Source organism: Streptomyces sp. NPDC050619, from assembly GCF_040654815.1.
Classification (GTDB): Bacteria; Actinomycetota; Actinomycetes; order Streptomycetales; family Streptomycetaceae; genus Streptomyces.
This window is the reverse complement of the sequence record NZ_JBFAIR010000013.1, coordinates 242,520-268,142: the sequence shown is the minus strand read 5'-3', so window position 1 is coordinate 268,142 and position 25,623 is coordinate 242,520. Positions and strand designations below refer to the sequence as shown.

General features: G+C 69.1%; 24 protein-coding genes and 7 pseudogenes. 16 read left to right on the top strand and 15 right to left on the bottom strand.

Going from position 1 to position 25,623, the window contains the following annotated elements:
- Positions 1 to 104: 104 nt before the first annotated feature.
- From AB0I77_RS23035 to AB0I77_RS23020, 4 genes and pseudogenes are all read right to left on the bottom strand, one after another.
- Positions 105 to 1,494, bottom strand: a pseudogene (locus tag AB0I77_RS23035) (zinc ribbon domain-containing protein).
- Positions 1,491 to 2,044: pseudogene (locus AB0I77_RS23030) on the bottom strand (phage tail protein). The pseudogenes AB0I77_RS23035 and AB0I77_RS23030 overlap by 4 nt, the downstream one beginning before the upstream one ends.
- 262 nt (positions 2,045 to 2,306) lie before the next feature.
- Positions 2,307 to 2,863, bottom strand: a pseudogene (locus tag AB0I77_RS23025) (NAD(P)H-dependent oxidoreductase); the annotation flags it as partial.
- A gap of 180 nt (positions 2,864 to 3,043) precedes the next feature.
- Positions 3,044 to 3,883, bottom strand: coding sequence for an SDR family NAD(P)-dependent oxidoreductase (locus tag AB0I77_RS23020; RefSeq protein ID WP_363284516.1), 840 nt, complete (start codon positions 3,881 to 3,883; stop codon positions 3,044 to 3,046).
- A 229-nt stretch (positions 3,884 to 4,112) separates the two neighbouring features.
- On the opposite strand from AB0I77_RS23020, the gene AB0I77_RS23015 reads away from it, so the two are divergent.
- Together AB0I77_RS23015 and AB0I77_RS23010 are read left to right on the top strand one after the other, a co-directional pair.
- Entirely contained in the window at positions 4,113 to 4,454 is a 342-nt protein-coding gene (locus AB0I77_RS23015) for an SDR family NAD(P)-dependent oxidoreductase (RefSeq protein WP_363284515.1), read from the top strand.
- A 153-nt stretch (positions 4,455 to 4,607) separates the two neighbouring features.
- Positions 4,608 to 4,772, top strand: a complete 165-nt coding sequence (locus AB0I77_RS23010) for a hypothetical protein (protein ID WP_363284514.1) — start codon at positions 4,608 to 4,610, stop codon at positions 4,770 to 4,772.
- Positions 4,773 to 5,080: 308 nt separating this feature from the next.
- Here the strand turns inward: AB0I77_RS23010 and AB0I77_RS23005 are convergent, their stop codons facing one another.
- Positions 5,081 to 5,767, bottom strand: coding sequence for an SDR family oxidoreductase (locus AB0I77_RS23005; RefSeq protein WP_363284513.1), 687 nt, complete (start codon positions 5,765 to 5,767; stop codon positions 5,081 to 5,083).
- Between the two features lie 427 nt (positions 5,768 to 6,194).
- Between AB0I77_RS23005 and AB0I77_RS23000 the strand changes: the two are divergent.
- Positions 6,195 to 6,391, top strand: a pseudogene (locus AB0I77_RS23000) (IS1380 family transposase); the annotation flags it as partial.
- Positions 6,392 to 6,433: 42 nt separating this feature from the next.
- On the opposite strand, the gene AB0I77_RS22995 reads toward AB0I77_RS23000, so the two are convergent.
- Together AB0I77_RS22995 and AB0I77_RS22990 are read right to left on the bottom strand one after the other, a co-directional pair.
- Positions 6,434 to 7,156: an SDR family oxidoreductase gene (locus AB0I77_RS22995; protein ID WP_363111345.1), complete on the bottom strand. Its 723-nt coding sequence runs from the start codon at positions 7,154 to 7,156 to the stop codon at positions 6,434 to 6,436.
- 59 nt (positions 7,157 to 7,215) lie between these two features.
- On the bottom strand, positions 7,216 to 7,512 hold the full coding sequence (locus tag AB0I77_RS22990) for a hypothetical protein (RefSeq protein ID WP_363284512.1): 297 nt from the start codon (positions 7,510 to 7,512) through the stop codon (positions 7,216 to 7,218).
- Between the two features lie 732 nt (positions 7,513 to 8,244).
- On the opposite strand from AB0I77_RS22990, the gene AB0I77_RS22985 reads away from it, so the two are divergent.
- The 4 genes and pseudogenes from AB0I77_RS22985 to AB0I77_RS22970 form a co-directional block, all read left to right on the top strand.
- Positions 8,245 to 8,535: a hypothetical protein gene (locus AB0I77_RS22985; protein WP_363284511.1), complete on the top strand. Its 291-nt coding sequence runs from the start codon at positions 8,245 to 8,247 to the stop codon at positions 8,533 to 8,535.
- Positions 8,536 to 8,639: 104 nt separating this feature from the next.
- Positions 8,640 to 10,253 carry a sulfatase gene (locus AB0I77_RS22980; protein WP_363284510.1) on the top strand — a complete coding sequence of 538 codons (1,614 nt, stop codon included), beginning with the start codon at positions 8,640 to 8,642 and terminating at the stop codon, positions 10,251 to 10,253.
- A pseudogene (locus AB0I77_RS22975) lies at positions 10,252 to 10,473 on the top strand (transposase); the annotation flags it as partial. The gene AB0I77_RS22980 and the pseudogene AB0I77_RS22975, both read left to right, overlap by 2 nt.
- A 119-nt stretch (positions 10,474 to 10,592) precedes the next feature.
- A pseudogene (locus tag AB0I77_RS22970) lies at positions 10,593 to 11,030 on the top strand (zinc-binding dehydrogenase); the annotation flags it as partial.
- On the opposite strand, the gene AB0I77_RS22965 reads toward AB0I77_RS22970, so the two are convergent.
- The 7 genes from AB0I77_RS22965 to AB0I77_RS22935 all read right to left on the bottom strand — a co-directional run bounded on the left by AB0I77_RS22965 (position 10,925) and on the right by AB0I77_RS22935 (position 15,450).
- Positions 10,925 to 11,518, bottom strand: a complete 594-nt coding sequence (locus AB0I77_RS22965) for a hypothetical protein (protein ID WP_363284509.1) — start codon at positions 11,516 to 11,518, stop codon at positions 10,925 to 10,927. The pseudogene AB0I77_RS22970 and the gene AB0I77_RS22965 sit on opposite strands and share 106 nt — an antisense overlap.
- 132 nt (positions 11,519 to 11,650) lie before the next feature.
- Positions 11,651 to 11,779, bottom strand: coding sequence for a hypothetical protein (locus AB0I77_RS22960; RefSeq protein WP_363284508.1), 129 nt, complete (start codon positions 11,777 to 11,779; stop codon positions 11,651 to 11,653).
- A 140-nt stretch (positions 11,780 to 11,919) separates the two neighbouring features.
- Positions 11,920 to 12,978, bottom strand: coding sequence for a hypothetical protein (locus AB0I77_RS22955; RefSeq protein ID WP_363284507.1), 1,059 nt, complete (start codon positions 12,976 to 12,978; stop codon positions 11,920 to 11,922).
- Positions 12,979 to 13,380: 402 nt separating this feature from the next.
- On the bottom strand, positions 13,381 to 14,172 hold the full coding sequence (gene cas6e, locus AB0I77_RS22950; protein ID WP_363284506.1) for a type I-E CRISPR-associated protein Cas6/Cse3/CasE: 792 nt from the start codon (positions 14,170 to 14,172) through the stop codon (positions 13,381 to 13,383).
- 5 nt (positions 14,173 to 14,177) lie between these two features.
- Positions 14,178 to 14,393 (bottom strand): hypothetical protein, encoded by a 216-nt coding sequence (locus AB0I77_RS22945; protein WP_363284505.1) that lies wholly within the window; start codon positions 14,391 to 14,393, stop codon positions 14,178 to 14,180.
- Positions 14,390 to 14,956 carry a type I-E CRISPR-associated protein Cas5/CasD gene (cas5e, locus tag AB0I77_RS22940; protein WP_363284504.1) on the bottom strand — a complete coding sequence of 189 codons (567 nt, stop codon included), beginning with the start codon at positions 14,954 to 14,956 and terminating at the stop codon, positions 14,390 to 14,392. Before cas5e ends, AB0I77_RS22945 begins: the two co-directional genes overlap by 4 nt.
- On the bottom strand, positions 14,956 to 15,450 hold the full coding sequence (locus AB0I77_RS22935) for a type I-E CRISPR-associated protein Cas7/Cse4/CasC (protein WP_363284503.1): 495 nt from the start codon (positions 15,448 to 15,450) through the stop codon (positions 14,956 to 14,958). Before AB0I77_RS22935 ends, cas5e begins: the two co-directional genes overlap by 1 nt.
- 22 nt (positions 15,451 to 15,472) lie before the next feature.
- Here AB0I77_RS22935 and AB0I77_RS22930 point away from each other — a divergent pair.
- From AB0I77_RS22930 to AB0I77_RS22890, 9 genes and pseudogenes are all read left to right on the top strand, one after another.
- Positions 15,473 to 15,820: pseudogene (locus AB0I77_RS22930) on the top strand (transposase); the annotation flags it as partial.
- A 241-nt stretch (positions 15,821 to 16,061) separates the two neighbouring features.
- Positions 16,062 to 16,811, top strand: coding sequence for an SGNH/GDSL hydrolase family protein (locus AB0I77_RS22925; RefSeq protein ID WP_363284502.1), 750 nt, complete (start codon positions 16,062 to 16,064; stop codon positions 16,809 to 16,811).
- Between the two features lie 200 nt (positions 16,812 to 17,011).
- On the top strand, positions 17,012 to 18,310 hold the full coding sequence (locus tag AB0I77_RS22920) for an MFS transporter (RefSeq protein WP_363284501.1): 1,299 nt from the start codon (positions 17,012 to 17,014) through the stop codon (positions 18,308 to 18,310).
- Positions 18,311 to 18,389: 79 nt separating this feature from the next.
- Positions 18,390 to 19,334, top strand: a complete 945-nt coding sequence (locus tag AB0I77_RS22915; protein WP_363284500.1) for a pyridoxamine 5'-phosphate oxidase family protein — start codon at positions 18,390 to 18,392, stop codon at positions 19,332 to 19,334.
- Between the two features lie 338 nt (positions 19,335 to 19,672).
- Positions 19,673 to 19,993: a hypothetical protein gene (locus tag AB0I77_RS22910; protein ID WP_363284499.1), complete on the top strand. Its 321-nt coding sequence runs from the start codon at positions 19,673 to 19,675 to the stop codon at positions 19,991 to 19,993.
- Between the two features lie 149 nt (positions 19,994 to 20,142).
- A complete protein-coding gene (locus AB0I77_RS22905; RefSeq protein WP_363284498.1) occupies positions 20,143 to 21,537 on the top strand; it encodes an FAD-binding oxidoreductase in 1,395 nt (464 codons plus the stop codon).
- Positions 21,538 to 22,730: 1,193 nt separating this feature from the next.
- On the top strand, positions 22,731 to 23,012 hold the full coding sequence (locus tag AB0I77_RS22900) for a hypothetical protein (protein ID WP_363284497.1): 282 nt from the start codon (positions 22,731 to 22,733) through the stop codon (positions 23,010 to 23,012).
- Positions 23,013 to 23,202: 190 nt separating this feature from the next.
- Entirely contained in the window at positions 23,203 to 23,880 is a 678-nt protein-coding gene (locus tag AB0I77_RS22895; RefSeq protein WP_363284496.1) for a transposase, read from the top strand.
- The gene (locus AB0I77_RS22890) at positions 23,877 to 24,470 is read left to right on the top strand and encodes a hypothetical protein (protein ID WP_363284495.1); all 594 of its coding nucleotides are present in this window, start codon (positions 23,877 to 23,879) and stop codon (positions 24,468 to 24,470) included. Before AB0I77_RS22895 ends, AB0I77_RS22890 begins: the two co-directional genes overlap by 4 nt.
- 21 nt (positions 24,471 to 24,491) lie before the next feature.
- Here AB0I77_RS22890 and AB0I77_RS22885 read toward each other — a convergent pair whose 3' ends face one another.
- Positions 24,492 to 25,346, bottom strand: a complete 855-nt coding sequence (locus tag AB0I77_RS22885) for an LLM class flavin-dependent oxidoreductase (RefSeq protein WP_363284494.1) — start codon at positions 25,344 to 25,346, stop codon at positions 24,492 to 24,494.
- Positions 25,347 to 25,623 lie beyond the last annotated feature (277 nt).

Here is a 25,623-nt window from a genome sequence, read left to right as displayed (position 1 = left end):
AGCTCGGCCAGGATCGTGGCCGAGCGGTGGGCGCGGGCCGTGGGGATGCGTTCGGCGGCCGGGCTCCGCGGAGTTGTCCTGGACGGGCAGTCGCCACAGCCGGTTCAGGTCCGGCGCTCGGCGGACCGGCCGAGGAGCTCGATCTCGGCTATGGCCACCTGCTTGTCCGCGGACGCGGCGTGGGCCGACTCGATGGTGAAACGAACCCTGGTGACCTCGCCGACGCGGAAGGCAGGTCGCTGGCCGCCCGCGCCCTGGTCCAGGGTGAGTTCGCGGCTTGTGGTCCCTCCGTCGTTCTTGGTGATCGTCGCCTTGATGCGGTGTGGCCGGGCGGACTTGTCGACCTGGTCGGCGCGGGTGGACACGCCCGGCGTGATGATGATGTCGAGCAGCCGGGTCGGCCGGGCGAAACGCATTTCTATCCACTCGCCTTGGCCTGATTGCGACACTCCCGGGCCCCACCAGGTGTTGTTGAACTTGTCGAAGGCCAGTTTCGGTTCGTGGCCGGTGTAGGAGCGTGAGGCTCGGATCTCGTCCGGCTCGACCGGAGCGCGCTTGGCGAAGTGATCATGCGTGGCCTGGGTGCCGTCGGGGATGTACACGGCGGCGAGAATGAGCAGGGGCAGGGCGATGGCGGCGGTGATCCAGGTGCCGATGCGGTCGAACACACGGCGCAGGGGGGCGGTCGCCGGCCCAAAGGGCCTCGTGGCGGCCGGGGCCGAAAGGGCGGCGCCACCAGGGGCGTTGGCCCGGCGTGCGTACGCCGCTCTCGGCGAGTGGCATCGCACAGTGGTTGCAGAAATGGCGGTCGGGGCGTTTCGGGGTGGCGCACCAGGAGCAGGGCGGGCCGCCCTCGGCCTCCTGCTGGGGCCCAGGGGCTCGTACGTGGGGCCGCTCGGTGTCGGGTCGGCCGGGCAGAACCGGGGCCACGGCCGCGGAGGGTGCGGGCGGGGTGGCCTCCGGGTCTGTGACGGGGACGACAAGAGAACGGGCGCGGTCGGACATGTCGCCCGGGGGGAGGCCGTCCGGGGTGGGGGACATCGGGATGTCGGGATCGGCGTCCCCCACGCCCTGAGCGTCGGGGGCGGACCGGGACGCTCCTGTCCTCTCGGCGGTGTCCCGCTCCTCGGAGGGCCCCGGGACCACGCCGGAGGGGTGGCGCCGGGGCAGGCCGGAGGGAGTAGCCGGCATGTCGGCATCGGCGGGTGCCGGCGTCGGGCCGGTGTCGCGGGCGTCGTCCCCTGGGCCGGAGGTGGGCGTCCCGTGCGGTTCCGTGTCCCGCGGGCGGTGTGCCGGGCGGGCCAGACCGGTGCCGGACACGCCGGTGCCGCCGGGGCGGGAGAAGGCGTCCCAGCCGGAACCGGCGTCGGCGGCTGCCGGAGGGCCGGTGCGGGCACCGGCCGGGTCTCAGCGGAGGACGGCACCGCAGGAGTCGCAGAACGACTGCCCCGGTTCCGCGCGGGTGCCGCACTCGCCGCAGTTCTGCGTGGTCATTTCTCCGTGGTCCTTTCGGCGGCGGTCACAGTGACGGTGTAAGGCATGTGCGCGGGACGGGCGGCGGCCACGAGAGTGTCCAGGCGGTAGGTGTCCGCCGGGGTGGGGTCGGGCAGCCGGAGGGCGACGTGGAGGTGGGGGCGGGGGCTGCCGGGGACGGGGCCCCGGGGTCGCGCGCTCCAGGCGGCGCCGCCGCTCTCCGTGATCTCCGGTTCGGCGCCGAACGTGAGCCGTATCGCTTCGGACAGGCCACGCGGTGTGCCCCGTACGCGGTGCAGCGTGGCCGCCGCCACGGCGGCACGCAGCCGTGACTCGGGTTCGGGGCCGTCGGTCTCGGCACCGACCCAGGTGCTGAGCCACTGGGCGAAGTCGACCGGGGTGAGTGCGGGGGCGAAGTAGGCGTCCAGGCAGTCGAGTACGTTCAGGATCGGCGCGAGGACGTCGTCGAGCCCCGCTACGAAGCGCTGGGCGAGATCGTCATCGGCGAAGACGGCCGGGAGCACGTGCCGAGGGGTGCGGAGGAACCGAGGCCGTCGACGGAGCCTCTCATGGCGGGCCTCCCGAGTACGTCGTGGTCGTCACGTCCCGTCTCCGATCACCCGTACGCGGTGGTCGAAGGAGAACACCAGCGATGGCGGTTCCAGGTCGATGCGGTCGGTCGGGTCGCCGCCCCCGCACCCACCAGCCGGCCGGTGGGTGGGGACTTGGCGGGCAGCCCGCCGCCGGGTCGGCGTGCGATCAAGTCGGCCCGGCGAGCACATTCAGCGGGCGCGCTGGTGCATCCCGGCGTACGGCAACCAGGCGTGGGAGTCAGGATCCAGATACGAGGGCCCGGGGCCCGCCTCACCGATCCACCCGGCGTCGGCCTGCGGCGGGATGGTGTACCCGAGGTGCTGCAGGCTGTAGAGAATGTTCATGGCGCAGTGCTTCACACCGTCCTCGTTCCCGGTGAGAAGAGCACCCCCGACCCGACCGTAATACGCATACTGGCCCTGCTCGTTGAGGCTGCTGGAGCATGCGTAAAGACGCTCGATCACCTGCTTCAACACGGAGCTGTTGTCGCCGAGTCATATGGGTCCGCACAGTACGAGAATGTCGGCCGCCATCACCTGCTCGTACAGCGACGGCCAGGCGCGTCGGTCTCCCAGCCGTGTTCGGTCATGTCGGGCCAGACACCGATGGCGATGTCGTGATCGACAGCGCGGATCAGCTCGGTGGTGACTCCGTTCTTCTCCATCACGGGGCGGCTCTTGTCGACGAGACCCTCGGTGTGACTGATCTCGGGCGAGCGCTTGAGCGTGCAGTTGACGAACAGCGCGCGCAGGTCGTCGAAGTGGGGCGGGTTCTCGTTACGGTCCATGGTGGCCATGGTGATTCCTCGGGTCGCGTGGGTGGGAAGGTCGGGATGACGGGATGTTGCTGGGGGCGCGCGGGGTGAGCCGGGCCCGTTCGGCACGTACGAAGTCGGCCCGGAGTCGGAGGAAGGCGACGGGCCTGTCACTGCTCGGGCGCCGCCAGGCCGAGCTGGAGCGGCACCGTTCCATGGACGTCAGTGTCCGCGCGGTGGGCCCTGGTAGACGCCGGCGATGCGTCGCCGGACCATGGCACTGGAGATGCCCGGAGCGAGCCGGAGGGCCGTCACGAAGAATCGGGTCCAGCGGCCGGGCACGATGTCGCCCGTGCCGGCATCGATACCGTTGACGATCTCGCGTGCGATCTGCTTCGCAGGGATCTTGGGGATGGCGTGCGTCTGCACGCGGTTCTCGGGCGTTCGGGTGGTCTCGAGCGCGGCGACCATCGGGCTGTCGAACTCGCCGGGGCAGACCAACTGCACGGTGACGCCTTGGGGTTCCAGCTCGAAGCGCAGGGAGTTGGTGAACCCCACGAGGGCGTGCTTGGAGGCGCAGTACGGAGTGAATCCGAAGACGCCGGCCAGTCCTCCGACCGAGGCGATGTTGACGACCCGGCCGCGGCACTCCTTCAGCGAGGGCAGCGCGGCACGGATCGCGTTCACGGTCCCGAAGAAGTTGGTCTCCATGGCGGCTCGGTAGTCGTCGTCTGCCAGGGTCTCGAAGTAGCCCTCGCGGACGGTTCCCGCGCAGTTCACCAGGACATCGAGGCCGCCTGTCCTGGCCGCTCTCCGTGTGAACGCCTCGTTCAGCGCGACACCGTCCGCCACGTCGACTGCGACGACAGCGACGTCGGCATCCGGCATCCGGGCGACGATCTCCTTGCGAGCAGCCTCAAGTTTGTCGAGGTCGCGCGCAAGCAGGGTCAGGATGACGCCGCGGGGCGCCAATTGGTGAGCGACCTCCAGGCCCAGGCCGGACGAGCCGCCCGTGATGACGACGTGCTGTCCCGATCGGAGTGGCAGGTGCTTTTTGGTCACGCCGCGCTCGCTCTCGTAGGTGGCTCTGCAGGCCGGTCGAATGATCAGTCCCAGGCCCCGGAGTGGGGCATCCGTCGGCACTACGAAGTCCACCCGGATCGGGTTCACCCAGCGCGCCGAGACCGGGCCGCCCAAGCGCCCCGGGCGGAGGCTGCCTGGCCGATGTGGGCCTGCTACGGGCCGAGCCGGCCGTGTTCCGGCCGGTGGCATCCGACCCGACGCCCGTGGCGTGAAGCACGTGCGGGCGGACCTGAGCAGCGTGGCCGGCGCGCAGGCCGGGGCCGACGCCGTCCTCGGCGAACTAGGCGGACTCGACGTCCTCGTCAACAACGCCGGCGGCGGTTCCACCACATTCGTCGAGGGCACGGCAGCCATCCCCGACGAGCACTGGCAGCGGGAACTGGACTTCAGCTACCTCAGTGCCGTACGGCTGACCAGCCGACTGACCCCGGCGCTCGCCGCCGACGGCGGCGACTCATCGACACCGCGGACGTCATCTGGCAGACGCCGACCCTGGTCGCGCTCGTCGCCACGATCCCGGCCGGACTGCCCCACCACAGCTGGGCGGTGACCTCCGCCGCCACCACCAACATCGGTCACCAGGGCATGCTGTCCGCGGCCCGCTACCTCGCCGCCTCCGCCGTCGACCTCATCACCCAGCCATCTGCTCGAGCAGATCCGGGCGGAGTTCGACGATCGCACGAAGGACCTCACCTGGGCCACGATGATCCCCGAGGGCACCCAGCAGCCGCTGGTCGAGCCTCCGGCCTCCTTCCCGCAGAAGACGGGCCAGTCGTGGCCGCCCCAGGGCATCGATTGGCCCGTCTCGCAGATCATCTCCCGGGAGCCGCTCGGCACCACCGGCCCGGGTCTGCCGCCCGTGACTTGAGCCCCCGCCCCGCCCGCGGTGTTCTGGGCGTTCGGCGGAATCTTCCGGCCGCGTACGTACGGCACCAGCGCAGCATGCGAACCGAAGCGACCCACGCGACGGCATGCGGGCCTGGCGAGCGGCAGCCGCCCGCGTCGAGCGGCTGCCGCCCGGCCTCACGGCTGTGCTTCCCCGGTGTGCCCAGGCACATCGGCGGGGGTGCGCACGGTCATCGGGCCCGGTGCATCGCCACCATGCGGGAGCGACGCCGACATGCCGAGCGTGGGCCGCCCGCCGCGCGGGGTGTGTCTTCGAACCGGCAGGACGCGTCAGCTGACCATCAGGCCGCCGTCGAGGTAGAGGTCCACGGCGTTCACGCCCGTGTTGCGCAGCAGGAACACGGTGGCGTCGGTCACCTCGGCCATGGTGACCGGCCGTCCGATGGGGGTGCGCGTCACCTGAGGGGGCTGTGGCCTGTCCCGCCACTGCGGGCTGTCTCCCACGAGGCTGGGGTGCAGGGCGTTGACCCTGATGGGTGCCAGCTCCACGGCCAGGGTGCGTACTAGCGCCGAGACTGCGCCGTTGACGGCTGTCACGACCGTGGAGCCCGGGTAAGGGCGTTCCTTGGCGAGGCCGCCGAACAAGACGATGGAAGCTCCGGGAGCGAAGCGCGGCGTGAGGGTGTGGACCGCTTCCAGGTATCCCACGACCTTGGCCGTCACCGCCCGCAGCGCGTCCTCGACGCTGAAGGACAGCAGTGAGTTCGCCGCCTGCTCGATGGCCGTGATGACCAATTGATCCACGGTCTTCACCGGTGCCAGTGCCTGTTCGATGCTCTCCGGGCGACTGAGGTCGACGGCGAGCCCGGTGACCGCGCCTCCGATCTCGGCGGCGACCTTTTCCGCCTTCGACGCGTCCCTGCTGGTGAGGGTGACGCGGCCGCCCTCCTTGGCGAAGTGCTCAGCGATATGGCGGCCGAGGCCTTGTGAGCCGCCGATGACGAGTGTGTGGGACATACGTTGGAACCTTCCGACTTGCTGACAGCGGAAAAACAGAACGGTGGAGAGACAGAACTGAGGGCGAGACGGGGCAAGGACGCGGGCGTGATTCTCAGCCGATGCTTTTCGGGGACGGATCCGGGTGCCTGGGCCGCAGCGCGCTCTCGCCGGGCCGGGCCGTCGCGGCCCGCGGCAGGAGACGGGGCAAGAGCGCCAACATCTTCCGCTGCAGCCCCACGATGACGTGCGGCCGGGCCTTCTCCGCGGCTCGCAGCGCGGCGCGTGCGACACTCTGCGGCGGCCGCTTGCGGCCGAAACGTGCCTCCTCGTCGTTGCCGAGGACACCGAAGTACTCGGTGTCGGTGGCGGCCGGGCAGCAGGCCGTGACGCGTACTCCAGTGGTGCGGTTCGGTCTCCCGGCTGATCAGCGAACCGGCGCCGGCGCGGGCAGCGGGTACTGGCAGCGCTGCGCACCGCCCGCGCCGAAGTACGCGACCATGCCTGGAGTTGGCCGGTGAAGCGGCACCGGACGCGGGCGGGCAGGTGATCGCCGACCTGGACGGTGTCCTCGTCCTGGCGCACTCCGAGAAGCAGGACGCCGCCGCGACCTGGAAGAAGACTTTCGGGCACCACCCGCTGACGCAGCCCGCCTGCCTGTCACGCATCGCGAGCAGGTCCTGCGGGTCAGCGGCCCGCGCTCATGCCGCCGTCGACGTGGAGGATCTCGCCGGTGACGAACGGCGCGTTCTCCAGGTAGATCACCGCGTCGACGATGTCGCTCTGTTCGCCCATCCGGCCGACCGGATGCAGGACGGCAAGAGCCTCATGGGTCTCCGGGGGGTGCATGGGGGTCTTTATGACGCCCGGGGAGACGGCGTTGGTACGGATGCCGCGCGTCGCGTACTCGATGGCGAGGGACTTGGTGGCGGACTGCAGGCCGCCCTTGGTCAACGAGGCAAGCACGGAGGGGACGTTGGAGTCGGCGTTGTCGACCAGGCTGGTGGTGACGTTGACGATATGGCCGCCGCCCTGGGCGAGCATCTGCTCGATGGCCAGCTGGGTGGTGCGGAAGAAGCCGGCCAGATTCACACCGGTCACGGCGGCGTAGTCGTCCCGGGTGTAGTCGGTGAAGGGCTTGGCGAGGAAGATGCCCGCGTTGTTGATCAGGGTGTCGATACGTCCGAACCGCTCGACGCCGGCGGCGATGACGCGTTCGGCCGTGCCGGGATCGGCGATGTCACCCTGGACGGTCAGGACCCCCGCGTCGTTGGAGGGGGCGATCGTGCGCGAGGTGGCGACGACGGCGTAGCCGAGCTTGCGATAGGCGTCGACGAGGCCGGCGCCGATGCCCTGCGAAGCGCCGGTGATGACGGCGACCTTCTGATCCTGATGATCCTGAGAGCTCATGATGACCTTCTTCGGGTGAGGTGGGGACTTGGTGAGGTGGGGCCTTCTCGACCGACCGGTCAGAAGCTGGTCAGAGCGCGCAGTCGGCCGGCCCGGGTGCGGTGGGCGACGTCGGGCTGCGGGGCCAGGTGGTCGAATGGGTGCGGGTCGCCCGGGTTGGACGTGCCGTTCGACCGAGGTGCCGGTGGCGGCCAGGCGGCGGCGTAGGCGACGTCCTCGTCGAGGAAGATGGGACCGGACTCGCCCTCGCGCAGCACCTTCCAGTCACCGCGGGCCGGATGCTGCGGCTGGGTGTCACCTGCGGGGTGCATGTCGGCCTGGGCCTGCAGGAGTTGGGCGTCGAGTGTGTACGGCATCGAGTCTCTGTCGGGGTCGTGTGGTCCGAGCGGGGCGGTGAGGTGATGGGCCGCTGAGGTGTTGATCAATCGACTGATCTGACCTCGGGGGAGGGTGCCTCTGTCGGTCGAGGTGTTGACGCGAGGGACAACGAGCCGTCGGGACGAACGGTTCAACTCCCGGGCCGCGTCGAACGCCGGGGTCGCGGGCCGGCGGCCGGTGAATCGTGCGCGGCGCGAGCACGTGCTGGCCATGCACCAACCAAGCCCGAACTGCCGAGAGAAAGTACGACGGTCATGTCCACTGAGACCTCCGAGGTATCCGGAGCCGAGGGGGTGGCGCCGACAGCGTCTGTGGGGTCTCGCACCCGCGGTGAGCTGGTGCTTTCCGCGACGGGGACGGTGCGTCTCGGCGATGATGATCTCAGCCGCCGCAGGGCCGATGCCCGGGATGATCACTTGGACCGGGTGCCGGGTGCACGGCGGCAGAAATGAACCACTTGGACGCTGGACACGTAGGTGCTTCTCGACCATGAGCCCGAACCAACGTCGAACAGTGCCGTCGAGTCACCGCCACCGTCCGGTGGCAGGCAGTCGGACCTTCGACACATACTGACACCGGAGGCCGCACGAACCATGTCCGGGCAGTCACCGGAGCACCAGCTGGGGCACCAGCGGCCCCAGGCAGGAGCACCTACGGCTGATTCCGGCGGTCGCTCGTCCGGGCACCCGAGGCAGCATGGGGAGATCCCCGTGGCAGTCAATGCCCCGGATCTGATCTCCCGAGAGGGCGTGCTCAGCCGGCTGCGCCGCCATCCGGAGATCGAAGTTCGCGAGGAGTCGGATCACGAGCCGGGCACGGTGGTCATCTTCGTCCACGGCACCCTCGACGACATTGCCCTCGCTCGGCTGCGTCGGGTCGTGCATGACGAGGGTGCCCGTGTCGTGCTTGTGGTGAGCGCATTGCGAGAGGCCGAGTTGCTCGACGTGGTCGAGTGCGGCGTCGCCAACGTCATGGCCTCCTACGCCCAGGGCATGCCCTAGAGGCGGAGAGGCAGAGCCACTTGACATTGCCTTCCCCGCTTGCTCCGTTGCTTTGATCGAGGTACCGAGCCGAGCGGCGGACGGACCGATGCGACCACCGAGAGATGCGAGGTGCACCCATCCGTATGCGACTGAGAAACGCGGCTGTCGTCGGGCTCGCCCTGGTGCTGACGGCGGCCGGGGTGACGGCAGCCGCCGTCATCGCCGACGAAGGTTCCCGGGACGCGGAGCGACCCGCCGCGGAACGGCCGAACATCGTCTACATCCAGGTCGACGACATGTCAGCCGACCTGCTCAGCTACGTGACCGAGGCGGCGCAGTTGCGGCAGCAGGGCACCACGATGGCCAACTACGTCTTCGCCGACTCCCTGTGCTGCTCGTCCCGGGCCTCCGGCCTGACCGGCAGGATGCCGCACAACACCGGAGTGCTGACGAACACTTCGCAGTTCGGGGACGGCGGCCTTGGCGCCTTCCTCGACGACGAGGACCGCACGTACGCCACCGCACTGCGCAAGTCCGGCTACCGCACCGGCAAGATGGGCAAGTACCTCAACGAATACCGGCCCGAGGGCGCCGACCCCGCCTGGGACTACGACTACCCGGCCGACTACGTGCCGCCGGGCTGGAACGAATGGCACGTCGCCGGCCAAGGCGGCTACGGCCAGATGAACTACCCCATGACGGAGGCCGTCGACGGCAACAAGAAGCGGCGGCACTACCAGGACACGTACCTCACCGATCTGCTGTCCGACAAGGCCGTGGCCTTCCTGAACCGGTCGGTGAACGACCACGCGGACCAGCCGTTCTTCCTGGAGGTCTCCCCCTTCGCCCCGCACTCGGCGGTGGCGCCGAACGCGAAGCTGCCGTTCGTACCCGCGCCCCGCGACCGGGCGAATCCGGACGCCGGCTTCGCCGGCGACTGCGGCCCCGTGGACTGCAACGACGTCAAGGCGCCGCGCGACGGCTCCTTCGACCGCACCGTCGCCGACGGGCCGCAGTGGCTGCGCGAGAGCGCGCTGACCGCGGACGAGAAGACCGCGATCGACCGCAACCACCGGCTGCGGGTGCAGATGATGCAGTCGCTCAACGACATGATCAAGCGGCTCCGAGCGCACCTGACCAAGCTGGGTGTGGCGGACAACACCTACGTCGTCTTCGGCTCCGACAACGGCTTTCACCTCGGCGAGCACCGGCTGCTGCAAGGCAAGGGCACTCCGTACGACCACGACGCCAGGGTGCCGATCCTGGTGGCCGGGCCGGGGGTGCGGGCAGGGGCGACCCGCAGGGAACTGGTGCAGAACACCGACATGTACGCCACCTTCCTGTCGCTGGCAGGGGTGGCGCCGGGTGCGAGCGACGGCCGGTCGATGGCCCGGCTGTGGCGCGGCGAAACGGACGGCTGGGCCCGGGACGCGGCATTCCTGGAGCACACCTCCCACGCCGCCACGGCGTCCCGGGATCCGGATGCCGTGGCCGGGTCGGGCAACGCGCAGCCGGGCTCGTACAAGGCGATCCGCACGACTGACGAGCTGTACGTGGAGTACGCGACGGGCGAGGTGGAGTACCACGACCTGGCCGCCGATCCGCACCAGTTGACCAACACGGCGGCCGAGTTGCCCGAGGACCGGCGGGCCGCGCTGCACCGCACGCTGACCGCCCTGTCCACGTGCGGCGGGCCGGACAAGCCGGACTGCTGGACCGCGGGCCAGATCGGGTGACCGGGAGATCAAACGGAGGGCCGACGTCGTCCAGGTCTTCCCCAACCCCGCCGCCCTGGACCGGCTCGCCGCCGCAGTCTTGGCCGAACTCCACGACGAATGGCAGGTCTTCGACCGCCGCTACCTCTCCGAAGCCTCCATGGCCGAACTCTTCACCACCATGCCAACCGAACCCGAACCGCAGATCACCCCACAACCGGAATCGAAACAGCTGCCGTGACTACACCACCCCGCGGGACATGACCATGTCCTTGGGTTCACGCACCCCCGCGGCATCGCTTTGAGCGGTGCGTGCGGGGGTGCGGAGGCGCTCAGGTCAGCAGGAGAGGTTGTCTCCCGGCGCGACTCCGAGTCGGGACAGCCAGCGAACGCAACCACGAGTTCCTCACCTCTCTCGGCGCCGTTCCCACCACATCCAGCCCCGGCTTCGCACAGCGCCTCACCGCACTCGCTGCGCACGGCGTCGACATCGCGCTCGACACCGCGGCCTCCGGCTCGCTGGACGACCTCGTCGCGATCACGGGCGACCTGACGCGCGTCGCGACGGTAGCGGACCACGCAGGCGGGCAGCGTCTGGGCACGCATGTGGTCAACGCGGAACGACTCCACCCTCCTGTCCGCGGCCGCGGAACTGGGCCGGCAAGGTCGCTACACACCCGTATCGAACAGACCTACCCCCTGGAGAAAATCGCCCACGCCCACGCCCACGCCCACGCCCACGCGCACGCGCACGCCGAGCGCGGACGCACACGCGGAAAGATCGTCATCTGCATCTGAAGCGGGGGCATGGCCCAGATGTGCCGGCCCGCCACGGGATGAGCCTTGTGGGCTGGCGCTGACTGCTCGGCGCTGGACGTCTGCCACGAGGGTGTTGGTGCGGTTCTCGTACTCCCGCGGGCCTTGCGCTGCGCGGGGACCGCCGGGGTGCCCTGGGCCCCGTCGAGGGGCTGGCAGCGGGCGAGGAGTTGGCGGTGGACCGCGGGCGAGGTGGTGACGCGCAGCGTGTAGCCCTGGCAGCGCCGTACCGTCACGCCGTGGTTGAGCGCGGCCCGCTCGGCGTCGTCCAGCTCGGTGGCGCGGAGGAAGCCGGCGACCTTGCCGGGCATGTCGAGGGAGACGGGCAGTTCCGGGGCCGTGGTGCCTTCGTCGGCTGCGGCGTGCTCGGGCATGAGGTCGGTGACGGCCGTGCGAACGGCGCCGCGGCTGACGCCGTGCTCGCGGGCCAGGGCGGCGATGGTCCGGCCGTCGAGGTATGCGGCGCGCACGTCGGCGATCGTCTTGCCCGTGACAGTCGGCCGTCGACCACCCTTATTGCCCTTGGCCTCGGCGGCCCGCAGCCCGTCGTAGGTCAGTTCCCGCTGGAGATCGCGCTGGAGATCGCCGGCGGCGTCGAGGGTTTACACCATGAACTTCACGGTGGACAGCAGCTCTCCGGTGCGCGGGTGGCGGGCGGTGAGGCCCATGGTGGAGAAGGCGCCGTCGTGGATGCGCAGGGGGAGGCGGTCGCGGTGCAGGACGTCGAGCACATTGAGGATGTGCCTGGTGCCGCGTACGGGACGCCATCCGTCGGGATCGGATGTTCCGCAGCCACTTCGAGAGAGAAGAGAAGGGCGCTCCTGCGGGACCCTGTTCCGGTCCCGGACGGCAAGTCGCTCGGCAGTGTGTCTCATGTGGCGACTTTTGGCGTTCGCACCGGCCGGCGGTCCTGTGTCCGCTGGAGGGCACGGAAGTCGTCGAAGAACCCGTAGCTGCGGGCCGGCAGGTCGCCGTGAGGGGGCTCGGCGGTCTGGTTGGCGTAGAGGCTGTTCAGTAGCCAGGGTTGCTTGTCCGGACCGAAGTTCCGTGCCATGGCCTCGGACTGGGTGACGCCGTATGTCGCCACAGCGAGGCGTCCGGTGTCCCGGAATCGGCGCATCTGGTCCCGCAGGAAGTGCTTGTTGTTCTCGAACCAGGGGCTCATGGCGAGGAAGTCATGCCATTGCTCCTCCGGCACCGGGCGGTCGATTGCTTCGCTGATCATCTTCCAGACCGGAGTGACCGGCGGGAAGTCGTAACGGCGCGCGAACTCGGCGGGGATGGTGTCTTTCAGGTGCTCCTTCCAGAGGTGGATCAGGGAAAACTCGGTGACCAGGAACTTCTGGTCCTTACGGAGCCGGGGCAGTATGTAGTCGAGGAACGGCTGAACCTTTTCCGGAGCGGCTACATGGGGGTGGATGTCGACACCTTCGATCTCCGGGGTCCCCTGTGTGAAGGACAGCCAGCGGGCGGTGGCCCTTGTCCGTTCGTCCGGCTGGCCGAGACGGTTCAGTGCTCCCATGTAGAGGCGGGTCCGGCAGCCCGAGGGGAAGTGCTTCTTCCGGTAGGCGATGACGTGCGCCGCGACGGTCTCGTAGTACGTGTTCATGGCGTCCGAGTCGATGTCCTGGGGACGGCTCTCGATGAACGGTTCGTTGCCGATGGTCAGCACGTCGACGGTGTCGAGAATGGCTTGCAGGACCTTGTCGACCCGGGTGAGTTCCGCGGTCATGGCCTGAGTGTCCGGGCGGGGGATCGGCTGGTGGTGGAACGGGAACTTCAGTGAGAGCACCGTGCCGTAGCCCTGGTCATGTGCGTCGATGAGCAACTTGACGGCGCGCTGTTGCGAGGCGTCGGCCTTGACCTCGGGCATCGGGACGAATCCCCGAAGCCAGCTCGCGGAGAGACCACGCAGTTCGTCGAATGTCACGCTGTCGGCGTGCTCGTTGAAGTTGGCTCCCAGCTTGCCGGACGGTTCTTCGGCGGTATCTCCTTCGCTGGGACTGTCGCCGGCGTTTTGTTGTTCACCGTTGGTGCATCCTGCGGCGAGCAGAGCCCCGACGGACGCGGCCAGAACACCTCTCCGTGAAAGCGATGACGTGCTCGTCTCCTCGGGCGCCCCCTCCGGGGAGGCGTGGTTATCCCTCTCATTCCGATGGATCGGGACAAGTGAACGCAAATTCAACTGAGTTCCTTTGTTCGCGCTGATGCTTCGGCCTCTTGGGCCCGGGACTTCTCATGCGTATGGCCGGCGGTCGCTTATCCGAACGCGAGTGGTCCCTGGACGGTTCACTGCACGTGGCTGTGAGCCCAAGGTGGATGTGTCCAGCGTTCAAGGGCGTGTGGTCTCCGCCGGGAGCGGGGCGAGGGTGAGCAGGCCTTGGCCGTAGCCCTTGGCGGGGCCGATGCCGGTCAGCAGGGGAGTGCGCAGGGCGTCGGGGTCGGTGACGCGGAGCCGTCCCTGGAAGGTGGCGGTGGAGATGGTGACGCGAGGGCCGTTGGTGCGCTTGCGGAAGCGCAGGACGTCGCGGGCGATCAGCGTGACGGCGGGCGGTGCGGCCGGGGAGGTGCCGTCGGTACTCAGGCCGGGTGCGGGCGGGGTGGTTGCTGCGGTGGGGATGGTGAAGCCGTGGCGTTCGGCTCTGGTGAGCAGCCAGCCGAGTTGCTGGTCGGCGGTGCGGTGGGCGACGCGGAAACCGCGGGGCCTGCGGGTTGCGTCGGAGGGTTCGGCGCCGGGCGTGAGGCGGGCCGCCTGTTCGGCGCTGGGCTTGGTGGGCCGGTGCACGGACTGGACAGGGTTGGCGGTCAGCCGGAAGGCGAATTCCCTGCCCAGGGTGATGCGTTCGAGGAGGGGCGTGTAGTCGGCGATGAGGGGCTCGCTTCCGTCGCCGCCGGGCCAGCCGGCCTGTTCGGTCAGGTGGTGCCAGGAGGGGCGGCTGTCGGTGAGGACGAGGATGTCGGCCCGGTGGGCGGTATTGCTGTCCAGGCGCCACAGCACGCGTTCGGTGACCGGCTGGACGGCGAATCCGGCGAGGACGGCGGCGTGCAGTTGGTGTGGGTTGGACAGCAAGGCGAGTGCGCTGCGGCGGCGCGGGTTGAGAGCGATCTTCGACAGGTAGGGCATGTTCCTCACCAGCCCAGCAGGGCGAACGGATCGTGGCCGGTGCCGGTGCTGCTGACGCGGTCGGGGTCTGTGGGGGTGGAGCGGCCGGTGGGGAGTGTCACCCACAGGTGCCGGACGGCCCGCCGGCCGAAGACGGTGCCGGTTTTGAGGTCGTAGGTGTCGGGGACGTCGTCGACGAGGTGGTCGGCCGTGGGGTCCTCGACGGTGGTTTCCAGTGTCACGTGCGGGGTGCGGATCTGCCGGCGCCGGTGGGGGGACGCCTGCCATGGAACGGAGGCGAGGACGCTGTCCAGATCGTCGTGGGGGTGCAGGCCGAGGCTGACAGGCAGGAGCGGCGTCCCAGCGAGAGCGGGAACACGGGGTGGCGTACGGCGTGTTCGAGGTCCTGCAACAGGGGGAGGGGTCCGCGCAGGGCGGCGGTGAAGACTGCGTCCTGCAGGTAGTAGCGCTGGGTGACGCCGGTGTACTTAGCGGGGCTGGTCTTCTTCTGCACGCCCTTGTTGTCGACCTTCGCCGACGGCAGCGGCAGGCCGCGGTGGTCGCTGACGGTGTGGTAGTCGCGCAGCAGGCTGCCGGGCTGGTCGACGCGCACGCCCAGGCGCAGGCCCAGCAGGTCGGTCAGCGGCGTTTCGCGAGAGCGGCCCTCTGCCCCGGCGAGCAGGCCGAGGACGCCGGACTTGGTCGGCCGGGGCTGTGTGTCGCGGCGGTTGTAGCGTGAGGGCCCGCCCCAGGACTGCAGTGGGGCGGCCAGCCGGAGGACGAGGACGGCCTGGTCGGATGCCATCACGCACCGGCCTGCGCGGACTCGGTCAGCGGGAGGCGGCCGTCGGCCAGCCAGGTGCCGACCACACCGTCCACGCTGTCCAGCAGAGCGGAGAAGGGGAGGGAGGGGCCGAAGGCCTCGCCGGCCTTGCCGCCCTCGACGGCGTAGGTGGCCAGCGTGCGCGCAGGGGGGCTGCCCCAGGTACGGCCCACGGAGGCCAGCTCACCGGCCAGGCGTGCGCAGGACTCCGCGACAAGGCCGCTGTGGCCGGCGACGGGCTCTTCGAACGCGGAGACCAGATTGACGGGCTGGTCCGTGCGCACGGTGACCAGGACCAGGTGGGGCAGGGTTCGGTGGGCGAAGGAGTTCTGGTGGCCGGTGGGCATGGAGCGGGTGAACGCGTCGACGAACCGGACGGCGGCCTGGCGGGTGCTGTCCGGCGAGGTCAGGTTCTCGCGCAGCTGGTGCACGCCGAGGACGGCGTAGCGGTAGAGCGTGGAGGAGTTGAACTCCACGGTTCCGATCCTGACCGGCAACCGCGACGGCACCGTCACTGCCCGGCTGCTCGACATGGTCGAAGGCCGTTCCAAGCAGGCTCTCAAGACGTGGCTCGCCGAACGCGAAGAGTCCTGGCGCAACCGCGTCGAGGTTGTCGCGATGGACGGTTTCACAGGGTTCAAGACCGCCGCCGGCGAGGAACTGCCCGACGCGGTCGCGGTCATGGACCCATTCCACGTCGTGCGTCTGGCCGGCGACGCACTCGACCGATGCCGCCGACGTGTCCAACTGGCCGTCCACGGGCACCGCGGACGCAAGAGCGACCCGCTCTATACCACGCGGCGAACCCTCCACACCGGCCGTGGGGCGCGGAGCGGTCGGCAACGGGGGGTGTGTTCCCGACTATGCCGCTCTACGTGGGTGAGGGCTCAGCGGTTCACTGCCCATCGCCGTATTGATGAGGGGGAGTTGAAGGCGAAAGTGAACCACCCCAAGCCGCGACACGTAGCAACGGGATGTCGATGAAGTGCAATCGCCGTGACCGGTGCGGGGGTCGGTGACGATCCTGAGTGGCCTGACGAATGGACATGAGTGAACAAGAAGATCAAGCTTCCTTCCGGGAAGCACAGTGTGTTGCAGGGCGCCGTCGTGGCCTGTCCGCGCTGGCCCTTGCTGCGGTTGGTGCCGTGGGACCGGCGAACGCCGCGTCTTCAGCCAACCGAGTCGTGGACTACGTTGCGCCGGGCGACTCGTACGCGCCAGGCCCCGGCATTCCCACCAGGTCGACAGCTCCTGTGCCCGGTCGGATCAGAACTATCCTTCCATTCTCGCCGCTTCCAAGAAGTGGCGGTTGACCGACGTGAGCTGTTCTCCTGCTAGGACAGCTGCGTTGACGGGATCACAGGGCTCGCTTACACCTCAGGTCGAAGCACTCACCCGTCGGACCGACGTAGTCACGGTGACTGTTGGCGGCAAGGACCTGGGCTTTTCCAACAATCCCGCCACCTGTGCCAAGCCGGCGGCCACGGACCCCACGGGCAACCCGTGTCAGGCCTTCTTCACCGGTGATGGCACCGACCAGCCGGCCGAGCAGATCAACAACATCACTTCCAACATCTCCAGCTCCTTGCAGGAGATCCGTCGGCGGGCTCCCCGGGCCAAGGTTGTCGTGGTCGGCCATCCCGATCTGTTCCCGGACAACGGCGTCGGCTGTACGGCTGCCACGGTGCCGCTCGCCGCCGGCGACTTCGCTTGCCTGCGGGACACCGAGAAGAAGCTGAACGACATGCCGGCCAGTCAGGCGCACGCGGGCGGCGCACGCTACATCGACACGTACACCCCGACGATCGGCCATGACATGTGCCGACCCGCCGGGTAGCGCTGGATCGAACCACTTGTTTCTGCACAGTCGTTCGCGCCTGCCCACCCCAACACCTAAGGGCAGCAGGCCATGGCCGGCGCAGTCGAGCGTGCAGTCCGCTATGGCGTGCATGGCGGCTGACGGATTCGGCCTCACCCGGCCATGACGGCCGGCGCATGTCCCTCCCCACTGGAAACCCTCCACAGCAAGGAAGCACCATGGCAACGGAGCAACTCATAACGACGCCGGTCGCAAGACCAAGCGACGGTGTCACTCCGCTGCGCCGGTTCGTGCCGGCAATCATGCTGTCTCAGTTCGGCTTCCACGTCGCGCTCAGCACTCCGCTCCAACTGCTGCTCGCGTTGCACCTCAAGGGCATCGCGGGTGGCGAGGCGACCACCGCGTTCGGGATCGTCACGGGCTTTGGCGCGTTTGTCTCTCTCGTGTTCACCCCCATCGCCGGTCGGGTTTCGGACCGTACCCGTGTCCGGTTCGGCCGGCGCCGTCCCTGGATCATCACCGGCTCCCTGCTGGCCGCGCTCGCTTTGATCGGCGTGACTCTCACGACTCAGGTTTGGCAGGTCGTGCTGCTGTGGTGCGGAGTGCAGGCGGTCGCGAGCTTCCAGGACGCCGCGAACAGTGCCCTCGTCGCGGACCAGGTCGCCGAGCGCCGCAGAGGGCGTGTATCCGGGATTGTCGGCATGGCCGCAGCCACGGGGCCGCTTGTCGGCCTGTCACTTGCCAACGCGTTCCCGGGGGGAAGCGCCGCTCAGTGGTGGGCCATCGCGCTTTTCGCCATCGGGGCGAGCACCGTTGCCGCCCTCCTGCTGCGTGATCCGCGAAGCAGCATGCCGAAGCCACCGCTGAATCTACGGACCGTTGCTTCGACGTTCTGGTTCAGCCCTCGGACCCACCCGGCGTTCGGATGGGCATGGCTCGTCCGCTTCCTGATCATGTGCGCTTTTGCATCCAGCACTTACAGCACCTTCTTCCTCATGGATCGCTTCGGCATAAGCGAGCAGGAGATCGGAGGCACCGTGCTGAAGCTCGCCGTGCTCACCATCGGATGCGTTGCCGCCGCCAGTGTGGTCGCCGGCTGTCTCTCCGACATGCTTCGGCGGCAGAAGCCGTTCGTGGTCTTCGCCGGCGTGATGGCGGCCGCAGCGCTCGTCCTGTTCGCGGGGGCCCAGGACATGGCGCTCATCTACGTGGCGTCGGCTGCCATCGGAGTCGCCCTGGGAACCTTTGTCGCCGTCGATCTGGCGTTGTGCGTACGGCTGCTGCCCAGCAGGGACGACGCGGGCAAGGACCTTGCGATCATCAACATCGCCAACACACTGCCGGGGTCGTTCGTGCCGTTCGCCGCGCCCGCACTCCTGATGCTGGGTGGCTATGAGGTGCTTTTCGTCACCCTGGCCGCCCTGGGCGTGCTCGGCGTTGTGGCCACCTCCAAGCTTCCCGAGATCGGACGCGAGCACGAGCCGAGCCGCTGGATCGCGCCGATCACCCGCGGGTGACCGGCTCCCGGTGCGGAAATGCCACACACCCACCTGCGTCTCTTTCCCAACTCACCTGAAAAATAGTTAGGTTGCGCGCGTGATACCTCTCGAACAGGCGGTGGGCGAGACCGTCGACGCCTACCGGACCTGTGAGTTCGTCACTCTTGCCCGGGACGGCACACCGATCGCCTGGCCGACGGCGACCCTTCGCCGCGACGACGGCACGTTTCTCGTCACCACGTCGCTCGGCTTCGCCCAGAAGGCACTGAACGTTCGTCGTGACGGCCGGGTGGCCATGCTCTTCTCCGATCCCACCGGCAGCGGGCTGGACGCCCCTCAAGAGGTGTTCATGCCGGGTATTGCGGTGTGTCCGGAGCAGATCGTGACCTCACCCTCGGGCGACGAGGCGTACTGGTCGATGCTCTTCGATCGTCAGCCCGACAGCCGACGCTATGTGGACCGGCCCGCTCGCTGGCTCATGGACTGGTACTACCTGCGGCTGAAGATCACCATCAGCCCGACCGAGGTGCGCACCCGCGCGCCTCTGACCGCGCCGCCCGGTGACCGGGGCGACGCGGCAGGCCGGACGAGCTCCCTGCCCGGCGCCGGTATTCTCGCCGGCTTCCCCACCGCCGTGCTCGGCGCCCGGGACGCCCACGGTGCCCCGCTGCTCATGCGGACCCGGACGGTGGCGAGGCCCGACGGGTTCCTGGTCGAACCGGCCGCCGACTGCGACGTCGTACCCGGTCCGGCCACTCTCCTCGTGCACCGCCACGATGACCGCCTCGCCGACCTCTACAACGCACTGGTGCGGGGTGAGCTGCGGCAGTCCGACGACGGCGACTGGCTGCTTGTGCCACACCGGGTGATCGAGCTGTCGGGCGACGGCAGCCCACGCGGCCAGGTCCGCTTGCTGCGTACCGTTCGCCGGACGACGAAGGCCTATCTGCGCGGGCGTGGTCTGCCGCGGCCGCGTGTGGACTGGCAGGCCCTCAAGACTCTCGCCGCAGTGCCCGCGTCCCAGGCCGCCGCCGAAACCTGATCACCCGGATCCTGGCCGCAGCGAGGACACGTCAGAGGCCGGGGCAGCGAGAACAGCGCGTCACCGGGGAGTCCGTGGAGGCGCCCCAGTGCCGGTTGCGGTGCCCACGAAGCGATGCATCCAGAGCACACCCTCGCGCTGTGCTCTCGGCGTCGCGAGTGGGGCAGAGCAGCGCGGCCCCTGCCCCGCTGTGCGGTGGTCCGAGGAGGCCGCCAGGCTGTGAACCGGCTTGGGATACGCCCCGTAGCAGCATCCGACGGCACTTGGTCCTCGGAGCAGGAGCCGTTTCGGAGGCATACCTCCCCGCCGCGCAGCGGCGCCGTCTTCTCAGGAGAATCATGCATACCCGAGCCGTTCTGCTCGCTTCCCTCACCTCTCTCGGCCCTTTCACCCTCATCGCCTGCGGCGGCGGGGACGACGGTGAGAAGTCATCGGCCGACGCCCAGCGGGTGAAGGCGCAGGTGGCCGATACCGAGCTCGGCGAGACCGACGCCTCCCTGATCAACCAAGTCAAGCGCGCGGAAGGCGCCACGCAGGTGTCCTACAAGGACTGGCTCTTGTACTACGCCGGCGACGAGGTCTGCGGCGACATCAAGTCGCCAACGGCCAGGGGCTGGACGAAGAGTGGTTTGCGGTCGTCCCCGACGGCTCCCTGGTGAAGCGACCGGCCATCGCCGCCACGAAGAACGGCTTCGGCAGCTTCTGCCCCCGTCACGTCTGAACCTGCCCACGAGTATCCGGCACCCATGACCCAGGTGGCACAGATCCGTTGCCACCGGCCCACATGCACAACGAAAGGAACTGCAAGATGACCGAGAACCAGGGGCGGACCGTCCCCACAGAGGCTGACGTCACCGAGCTGGATGACCGGATCACCGGATCGGTGTTCACCCCGGATGACGCTGGCTACTCGGCAGCGGTGGCGGGGTTCAACCTGCTTTCGCAGCATCGACCGGGTCTGGTTGTCGCCGCTTCTACGACTGCCGATGTGCAGGCTGCGGTCGCTTTCGCCGCCGCGCATGATCTGCCCGTCGGGGTCATGGCCACCGGGCATCAGCCATTCCCGCTGGCGGACGGCTTCCTGCTCATCACCACCGGCGAAATGAACGCGGTCGAGATCGACGCCGACCGTTTCGTGGCCCGCGTGGGAGCCGGTGCGCGCGTATCGGACGTCGTGGAGCTCGCCCAGACGGCCGGACTGGCGCCCCTGCACGGGGCGTCCCCGACTGTGGGAGCTGTGGGCTTCACCCTCGGCGGCGGTCTGAGTCCGTTCCTGGGCCGGACTCACGGCTGGGCCGCCGATCACATCCTGTCCATCGAAGTGGTCACCCCGGACGGCGTGCTGCGTCGCGTGTCAGCGGAAACGGAACCGGAACTGTTCTGGGGCCTGCGTGGTGGACGCAGCAACTTCGGTGTCGTGACCGAGCTGGAGATCGAGCTCTTCCCGGTCACCTCCTTCTACGGCGGTGGAATCCATTACGCCGCCGAGGACGTAGAGGCCGTACTGCGGGCTTTCCCCGAAGTCGTCCGCAACGCACCCGACGGGTTCACCTGCTCGGTGGCGCTGCTGAACCTCCCGCCCATCCCGGAGGTCCCCGAGCTGCTGCGCGGTAGGTTCGTCGCGCACGTTCGGGTGGTCCACCTCGGCTCCGACGAGGAGGCCGAGAAGCTCATCGCGCCTTTCCGGGCCATAGGCCCCGCGGTTTCCGACACGGTGGGCCGCCACCCCTACAGCGAGTTCGACGTCGTCCATGCCGACCCGGCCGATCCGGCTCCGTACGAGGAGCACAGCACCGCCCTGACCGATCTGCCGGCCGAGGCCGTCGACCGGCTTGTGGAGAACGCCCGGCTGATCGTGGGCAGCCCGGTCACGGCCCTGGAGATCCGCCACCTGGGCGGCGCGCTGGCGAAGCGGCCGTCTGCGGCGAGCCCCATCGCCGCTCGGGACGCCGTGTTCAACGTGTGGGGAGTCACCTTCGGACCGCCGGAGGTGGTCGACGCCGGGATCACCGTACTGCGCGAGATGGTCGAGCGCCTGGAGCCCTGGGCCACGGGACACACCATCACCAACTTCGCCGGCCGCGATGACAGGGCCGAGCACGTGTTTACCGCCGAGGACCTCGACCGGCTGCGACGGCTGAAGCGGCAGTACGACCCTCGCAATCTTTTCCGGGTGAACAACCACAACATCACTCCGGAATAGGAACGCCACGAGCGGCGAGCTTGCCCGGCGAAGTGCCGCGGTACGAAGGGGCGGTAGCCAGTTGACTCCTCCATGCGGTGGCCGTGACCAAAAGGAGGTCCGATGCCGGCGGAAACCCGAGCGGGGACGGTCCCGGACAGCCCTTTGCGGTCGAACAGATCGTCGACGCCCCTGTGGGGCGACGCCCCACAGGCCGGCGCGCTCACCTGGTCTATCGTCACATCGGGCTGCTGCGCAGGCAGTTGCAGCCGGGTCTCCCGCTGCAAGCGTCCGGGCAGTGGCTGCTGCGCGGCGCCGGTGGCTACCGCATGGAAGCCGATCCGGACTCCCTGACCTCCTGTGCATCCGGCCGTTGGCGCCGATGCCCGCCTGGCCACAGAAAGCGGCACGCCGGAGCTGGGCGTTCCGCTCTCTATCGAGGCTCTGGCGCTGTGGCAGGGACACACCGCGGAGGGGTCCCACCCGCGGTGCGAGTGCATCCGGTGTTCACAGAGCTGGATCGGGAACGGCACGCCGTAGTCAGGGGAATTCGGGTGATGTTGAACTGTTCGCCCGGTGACCCGTCGTGTCTGTAGGGCTCGAGCAGTATCGCTGCGGCGAGCGCGACCATGTGGGGTGACCGCGGTCATCGCCAGCACACGTATGAGCTCCTGCCTGACTTCGACCGCGACTGACACGCATTGCAGCTCAAGAAGTGTCGTCCCCGCACCCGCGGGGGTAGCTCGATGAGCGCGCACGCCGACCGCGCCCTGGCGGCGTCGTCCCCGCACTGCGGGGCAGACCCACTGCGGGGCAGCCTCGGAGCACCTCTTCCATGAGGCGGTAGTGGTCGCCGGGGCGTGGAGTCTTCTCCACGGCATGGGCATCTGTGCGGGAAGCGGGCTGTCGTGTACGCCGTATCAGACGCTCGGGTGGGACGCGGCGTTGGCCATTGCCCGGCAGCAGGTCGAGTGATGCCTCGCCGCGCTGCAGGCCCAACCTCCTGCTCCTACTCCCACTCCTGACGACGGGCCATCGATGAACGTTGCCGGGTCACCGTGGTCGGGGAACGCAGGCGTGTCGACTCGCGCTCCCGGCGCAGGCCCCGATAGCCGAGTACGTTTCCCCGGCCTGCCACCATGTGCGGTCAGCCCGAGCCCGAGCCCGAGGCCATGCCCCCGGTGTGGTCACTCGCCGAGGCGGGGAGCTCGCCCATGGCACCCGGCGACTCGCCGGCGGGGGCGGGCATCGTGGACGGTGTCACCCTGTATCCGCTCGACCAACGGGCCGCGGAGCTGAGCGACCTGACCGTCACCGACCGGGACGAACAGGTCGCGGACGCCCAGGAGGACGGCAGCCTGTGGAGCGCCCAGTGCGTGCTGGTCGCCGGGCTGCTCGTCATGGTGGTGGGTGGGCCCTCCCGCACAAGGCCAGGAACCCGCATTTACTGCGGTCGCCTGTTCCCGCCGTATTCCGGCCAGCCCTCTATGGAATAGGCAGCTCAAGCGTTGTCAGTCACGGCAGCTGTAGTTCTGGCGCCTGTGCTGGTCGGCGCCTTGTCGGGGCGGGTGAGGGCATGAGGGCGGCCATCGCGATCATGAACGTTTGTGACGACGTCTCAAGACACGGTGGCCGTGGAAGCCACGATAGCCGAGCAGGCGTGGGGGCGGGACGTTCGCCAGGGCGATGGCGGCGGTAGCGGGCTGCTTCGCGCGGCGTGAAGCCCGCGGTGCGGCGGCGGAGTTGATCACGGGGTTGCTGCTGGAGGTGGATACGCGGAACTGCTGGACGCTCGCGGAGGCGCTGGGACACACCGGTCCCCATCGGCTGCAGCATCTGCTCTCCCGGGCACGGTTCGATCACGAGCGGGCACGGGAGGAGATCGCCCGGCTGGTGGTCGGCGAGTTCGCCGACCAGGAGGCGGTGCTGGTGGCGGACGAGACGGGCGACGCGAAGTCCTCGACGGACTGCGTGGGGGCCGGCAGGCAGTACTCCGGCGCGCTCGGCGGTGTCGGATTGTGCCAGGTGGGGGTGTATCTGGCAGCGGTCACCGCAACGGCGAGGGCGGTCATCGACCGGGCCTTGTATCTCCCGGTGGACTGGGTCGCGGACGACGAGCGCCGCGAGCTGGCCGGGGTGCCGTCCGAGATCGGGTTCGCGACGAAACCGCAGCAGGCGCTGTCCATGGTCACCGGCGCCCTCGCGGCCGGGACCCAGGCGCGCTGGTTCGCCGGTGACGAGGTGTACTGCGGCCGCGAACTGCGCTGCGGCGTCCGGTCGCTGGGGCTGGGTACGCGGTCGGCGTCGCCGCCTCGCACCAGGTCACCGACGGGACAGGCCGCCGGTGGGAAGCCCGCAAGGTGATCAACAAGGTGCGGGCGGAGCAGTGGATGCGCCGGCCGACCGGCCACGGCGCCAAGGGCACCCGCGAGTACGACGGGGCATGGCTCGACGTCCGCCCCGACGACACCCCCGACGGGCACAGCAACGGGGCGAGCGTGCTGGTCGCACGCCGGCACCGCTACACCGGGGAAGTCTCCTACTTCCGCTGCTTCGCCCCCGGCGACGTCGCTCTGGGCACGCTGGTGGAAGTGATCTGCCGCCGCCGGCGGATCGAGGAGACCTTCCAGCTCGGCGAGGGCTTCACCGGCCTCGACCAGGGCCAGGTGACCTGCTGGAACTCCTGGATGCGCTGGTCGCTGTTCTCCCTGATCGCCGCCGCGGTCCTCGCGCTCACCCCCGCGGCCACCACCGCACAGCCCGGCCCGGCCGGACCACCCCGGCTCATCCCGCTGACCTGCCCGGAGCTCGTACGCCTGCTACGCGCCCTCGTCCTGCCCGGTGCTGCCCGAGACCGCGACCACATCCTGCACCGGATCACATGGCGCCGCCGTCACCAAGCCATCGCCCGAGCCTGTCACCAGCAACGACACCAGCTCCACGACCAGCCGTGATCAGAAACTACAGCTACCGTGTCAGAGGACGACCTCGGCGACGCGCTGGATCTCGTCGATGTCGTCGCTGGTCGGGTTGAGGATCAGCTCGTCTGCTCCGATCGCCTCGAATTCCCTGACGGTTTTCTTGATCACATCCGCTCCTTCGCTCACCCCAGATGTAATGAAGCCAGCGGTGTCTGCTCCCGCGGTGGAGTAGTAGTCGTAGACGTTCGCTCGGCCACCCTCGATGTCCGCGACAGCGAAGTAGGCGATGGCGACCAGGTACGGTGAGCCGTCGCGTCCGGTTTCCTTCCAGGCCGTGCGTACGCCGTCGAAGGCGCCGGCGACCATGTGTGCCGGTAGTGACGCGCCGATATAGCCACGGCCGGAGCGCGCCACGCGGTTGTATGACGCCTGGACCATGCCGCCGAAGAGCAGAGGCACCTCACGGCTGCCCTCGGGGACCAGCGGGTTGTCGCAGCCGGCGGGGGTCTCGCCGCGCCACACGCTCTTGTACGTCTCGATGTCGCGGTCGAGCCGCCTACCGGTGCCGCGCGGGCCCAGGCCCTCCACCACGAAGTCGTCGGCACGCCCTCCGAGGCCGATACCGAGGGTGAGACGGCCGCCCGAAACACCGTCGATGCTCTGAGCCTCCTTGGCCAGCAGCAGAGCAGGCCAGACCGGGCCGAGCAGGACGTTGCTGATGAGCCCGATCCTGCTCGTGGCACCTGCCGCGGCTGCCAGCGCGACCGTGTCCATCACCCCCGGATAGGCGACACGGCCCACACTGCCCAGGGAGGCAAACCCCGCGTCTTCGGCACGCCGCGCCCACTCCGGGATGACTTCCGCTCCCACATTGCGTATCTGATTGGGAATGCCGATACCAATTTTCATGAGCTGTACTCCTTGTCATGTTGGCGTCGATACGGAGGGGTGCCGTATCCAGACCCCGATCCAACTACCACTTCGACCAATCCCGGCAGATGGAGGCATGGTGCGGATCCCCCCCCCAGGCAGCAACGGACCCGCGCCGCGAACGGTTCAAAGGTGTAGCTCCGACTCTGGGAAGCCCGTGGGTCAGGCGGTGAGTTGATCGACCACGTCTCCCACTCGACCTCCAGCCGCGCCGTCAACTCCGCGATCTGCGCGTCCCCGCCGTCGCGCCTCTTGC

Excerpts from the sequence above, each read along its gene's own strand:
- cas5e (WP_363284504.1), bottom strand. The coding sequence starts at position 14,956 with ATGGCATCCGACCAGGCCGTCCTCGTCCTCCGGCTGGCCGCCCCACTG.
- AB0I77_RS22895 (WP_363284496.1), top strand. The coding sequence starts at position 23,203 with ATGGCGGCGGTAGCGGGCTGCTTCGCGCGGCGTGAAGCCCGCGGTGCG.
- cas6e (WP_363284506.1), bottom strand. The coding sequence starts at position 14,172 with ATGCCCTACCTGTCGAAGATCGCTCTCAACCCGCGCCGCCGCAGCGCA.
- AB0I77_RS23005 (WP_363284513.1), bottom strand. The coding sequence starts at position 5,767 with ATGTCCCACACACTCGTCATCGGCGGCTCACAAGGCCTCGGCCGCCAT.
- AB0I77_RS22885 (WP_363284494.1), bottom strand. The coding sequence starts at position 25,346 with ATGAAAATTGGTATCGGCATTCCCAATCAGATACGCAATGTGGGAGCG.
- AB0I77_RS22905 (WP_363284498.1), top strand. The coding sequence starts at position 20,143 with ATGACCGAGAACCAGGGGCGGACCGTCCCCACAGAGGCTGACGTCACC.
- AB0I77_RS22900 (WP_363284497.1), top strand. The coding sequence starts at position 22,731 with ATGGCACCCGGCGACTCGCCGGCGGGGGCGGGCATCGTGGACGGTGTC.
- AB0I77_RS22990 (WP_363284512.1), bottom strand. The coding sequence starts at position 7,512 with ATGCCGTACACACTCGACGCCCAACTCCTGCAGGCCCAGGCCGACATG.
- AB0I77_RS22920 (WP_363284501.1), top strand. The coding sequence starts at position 17,012 with ATGGCAACGGAGCAACTCATAACGACGCCGGTCGCAAGACCAAGCGAC.
- AB0I77_RS22910 (WP_363284499.1), top strand. The coding sequence starts at position 19,673 with ATGCATACCCGAGCCGTTCTGCTCGCTTCCCTCACCTCTCTCGGCCCT.
- AB0I77_RS23010 (WP_363284514.1), top strand. The coding sequence starts at position 4,608 with ATGATCCCCGAGGGCACCCAGCAGCCGCTGGTCGAGCCTCCGGCCTCC.
- AB0I77_RS22995 (WP_363111345.1), bottom strand. The coding sequence starts at position 7,156 with ATGAGCTCTCAGGATCATCAGGATCAGAAGGTCGCCGTCATCACCGGC.
- AB0I77_RS22980 (WP_363284510.1), top strand. The coding sequence starts at position 8,640 with ATGCGAGGTGCACCCATCCGTATGCGACTGAGAAACGCGGCTGTCGTC.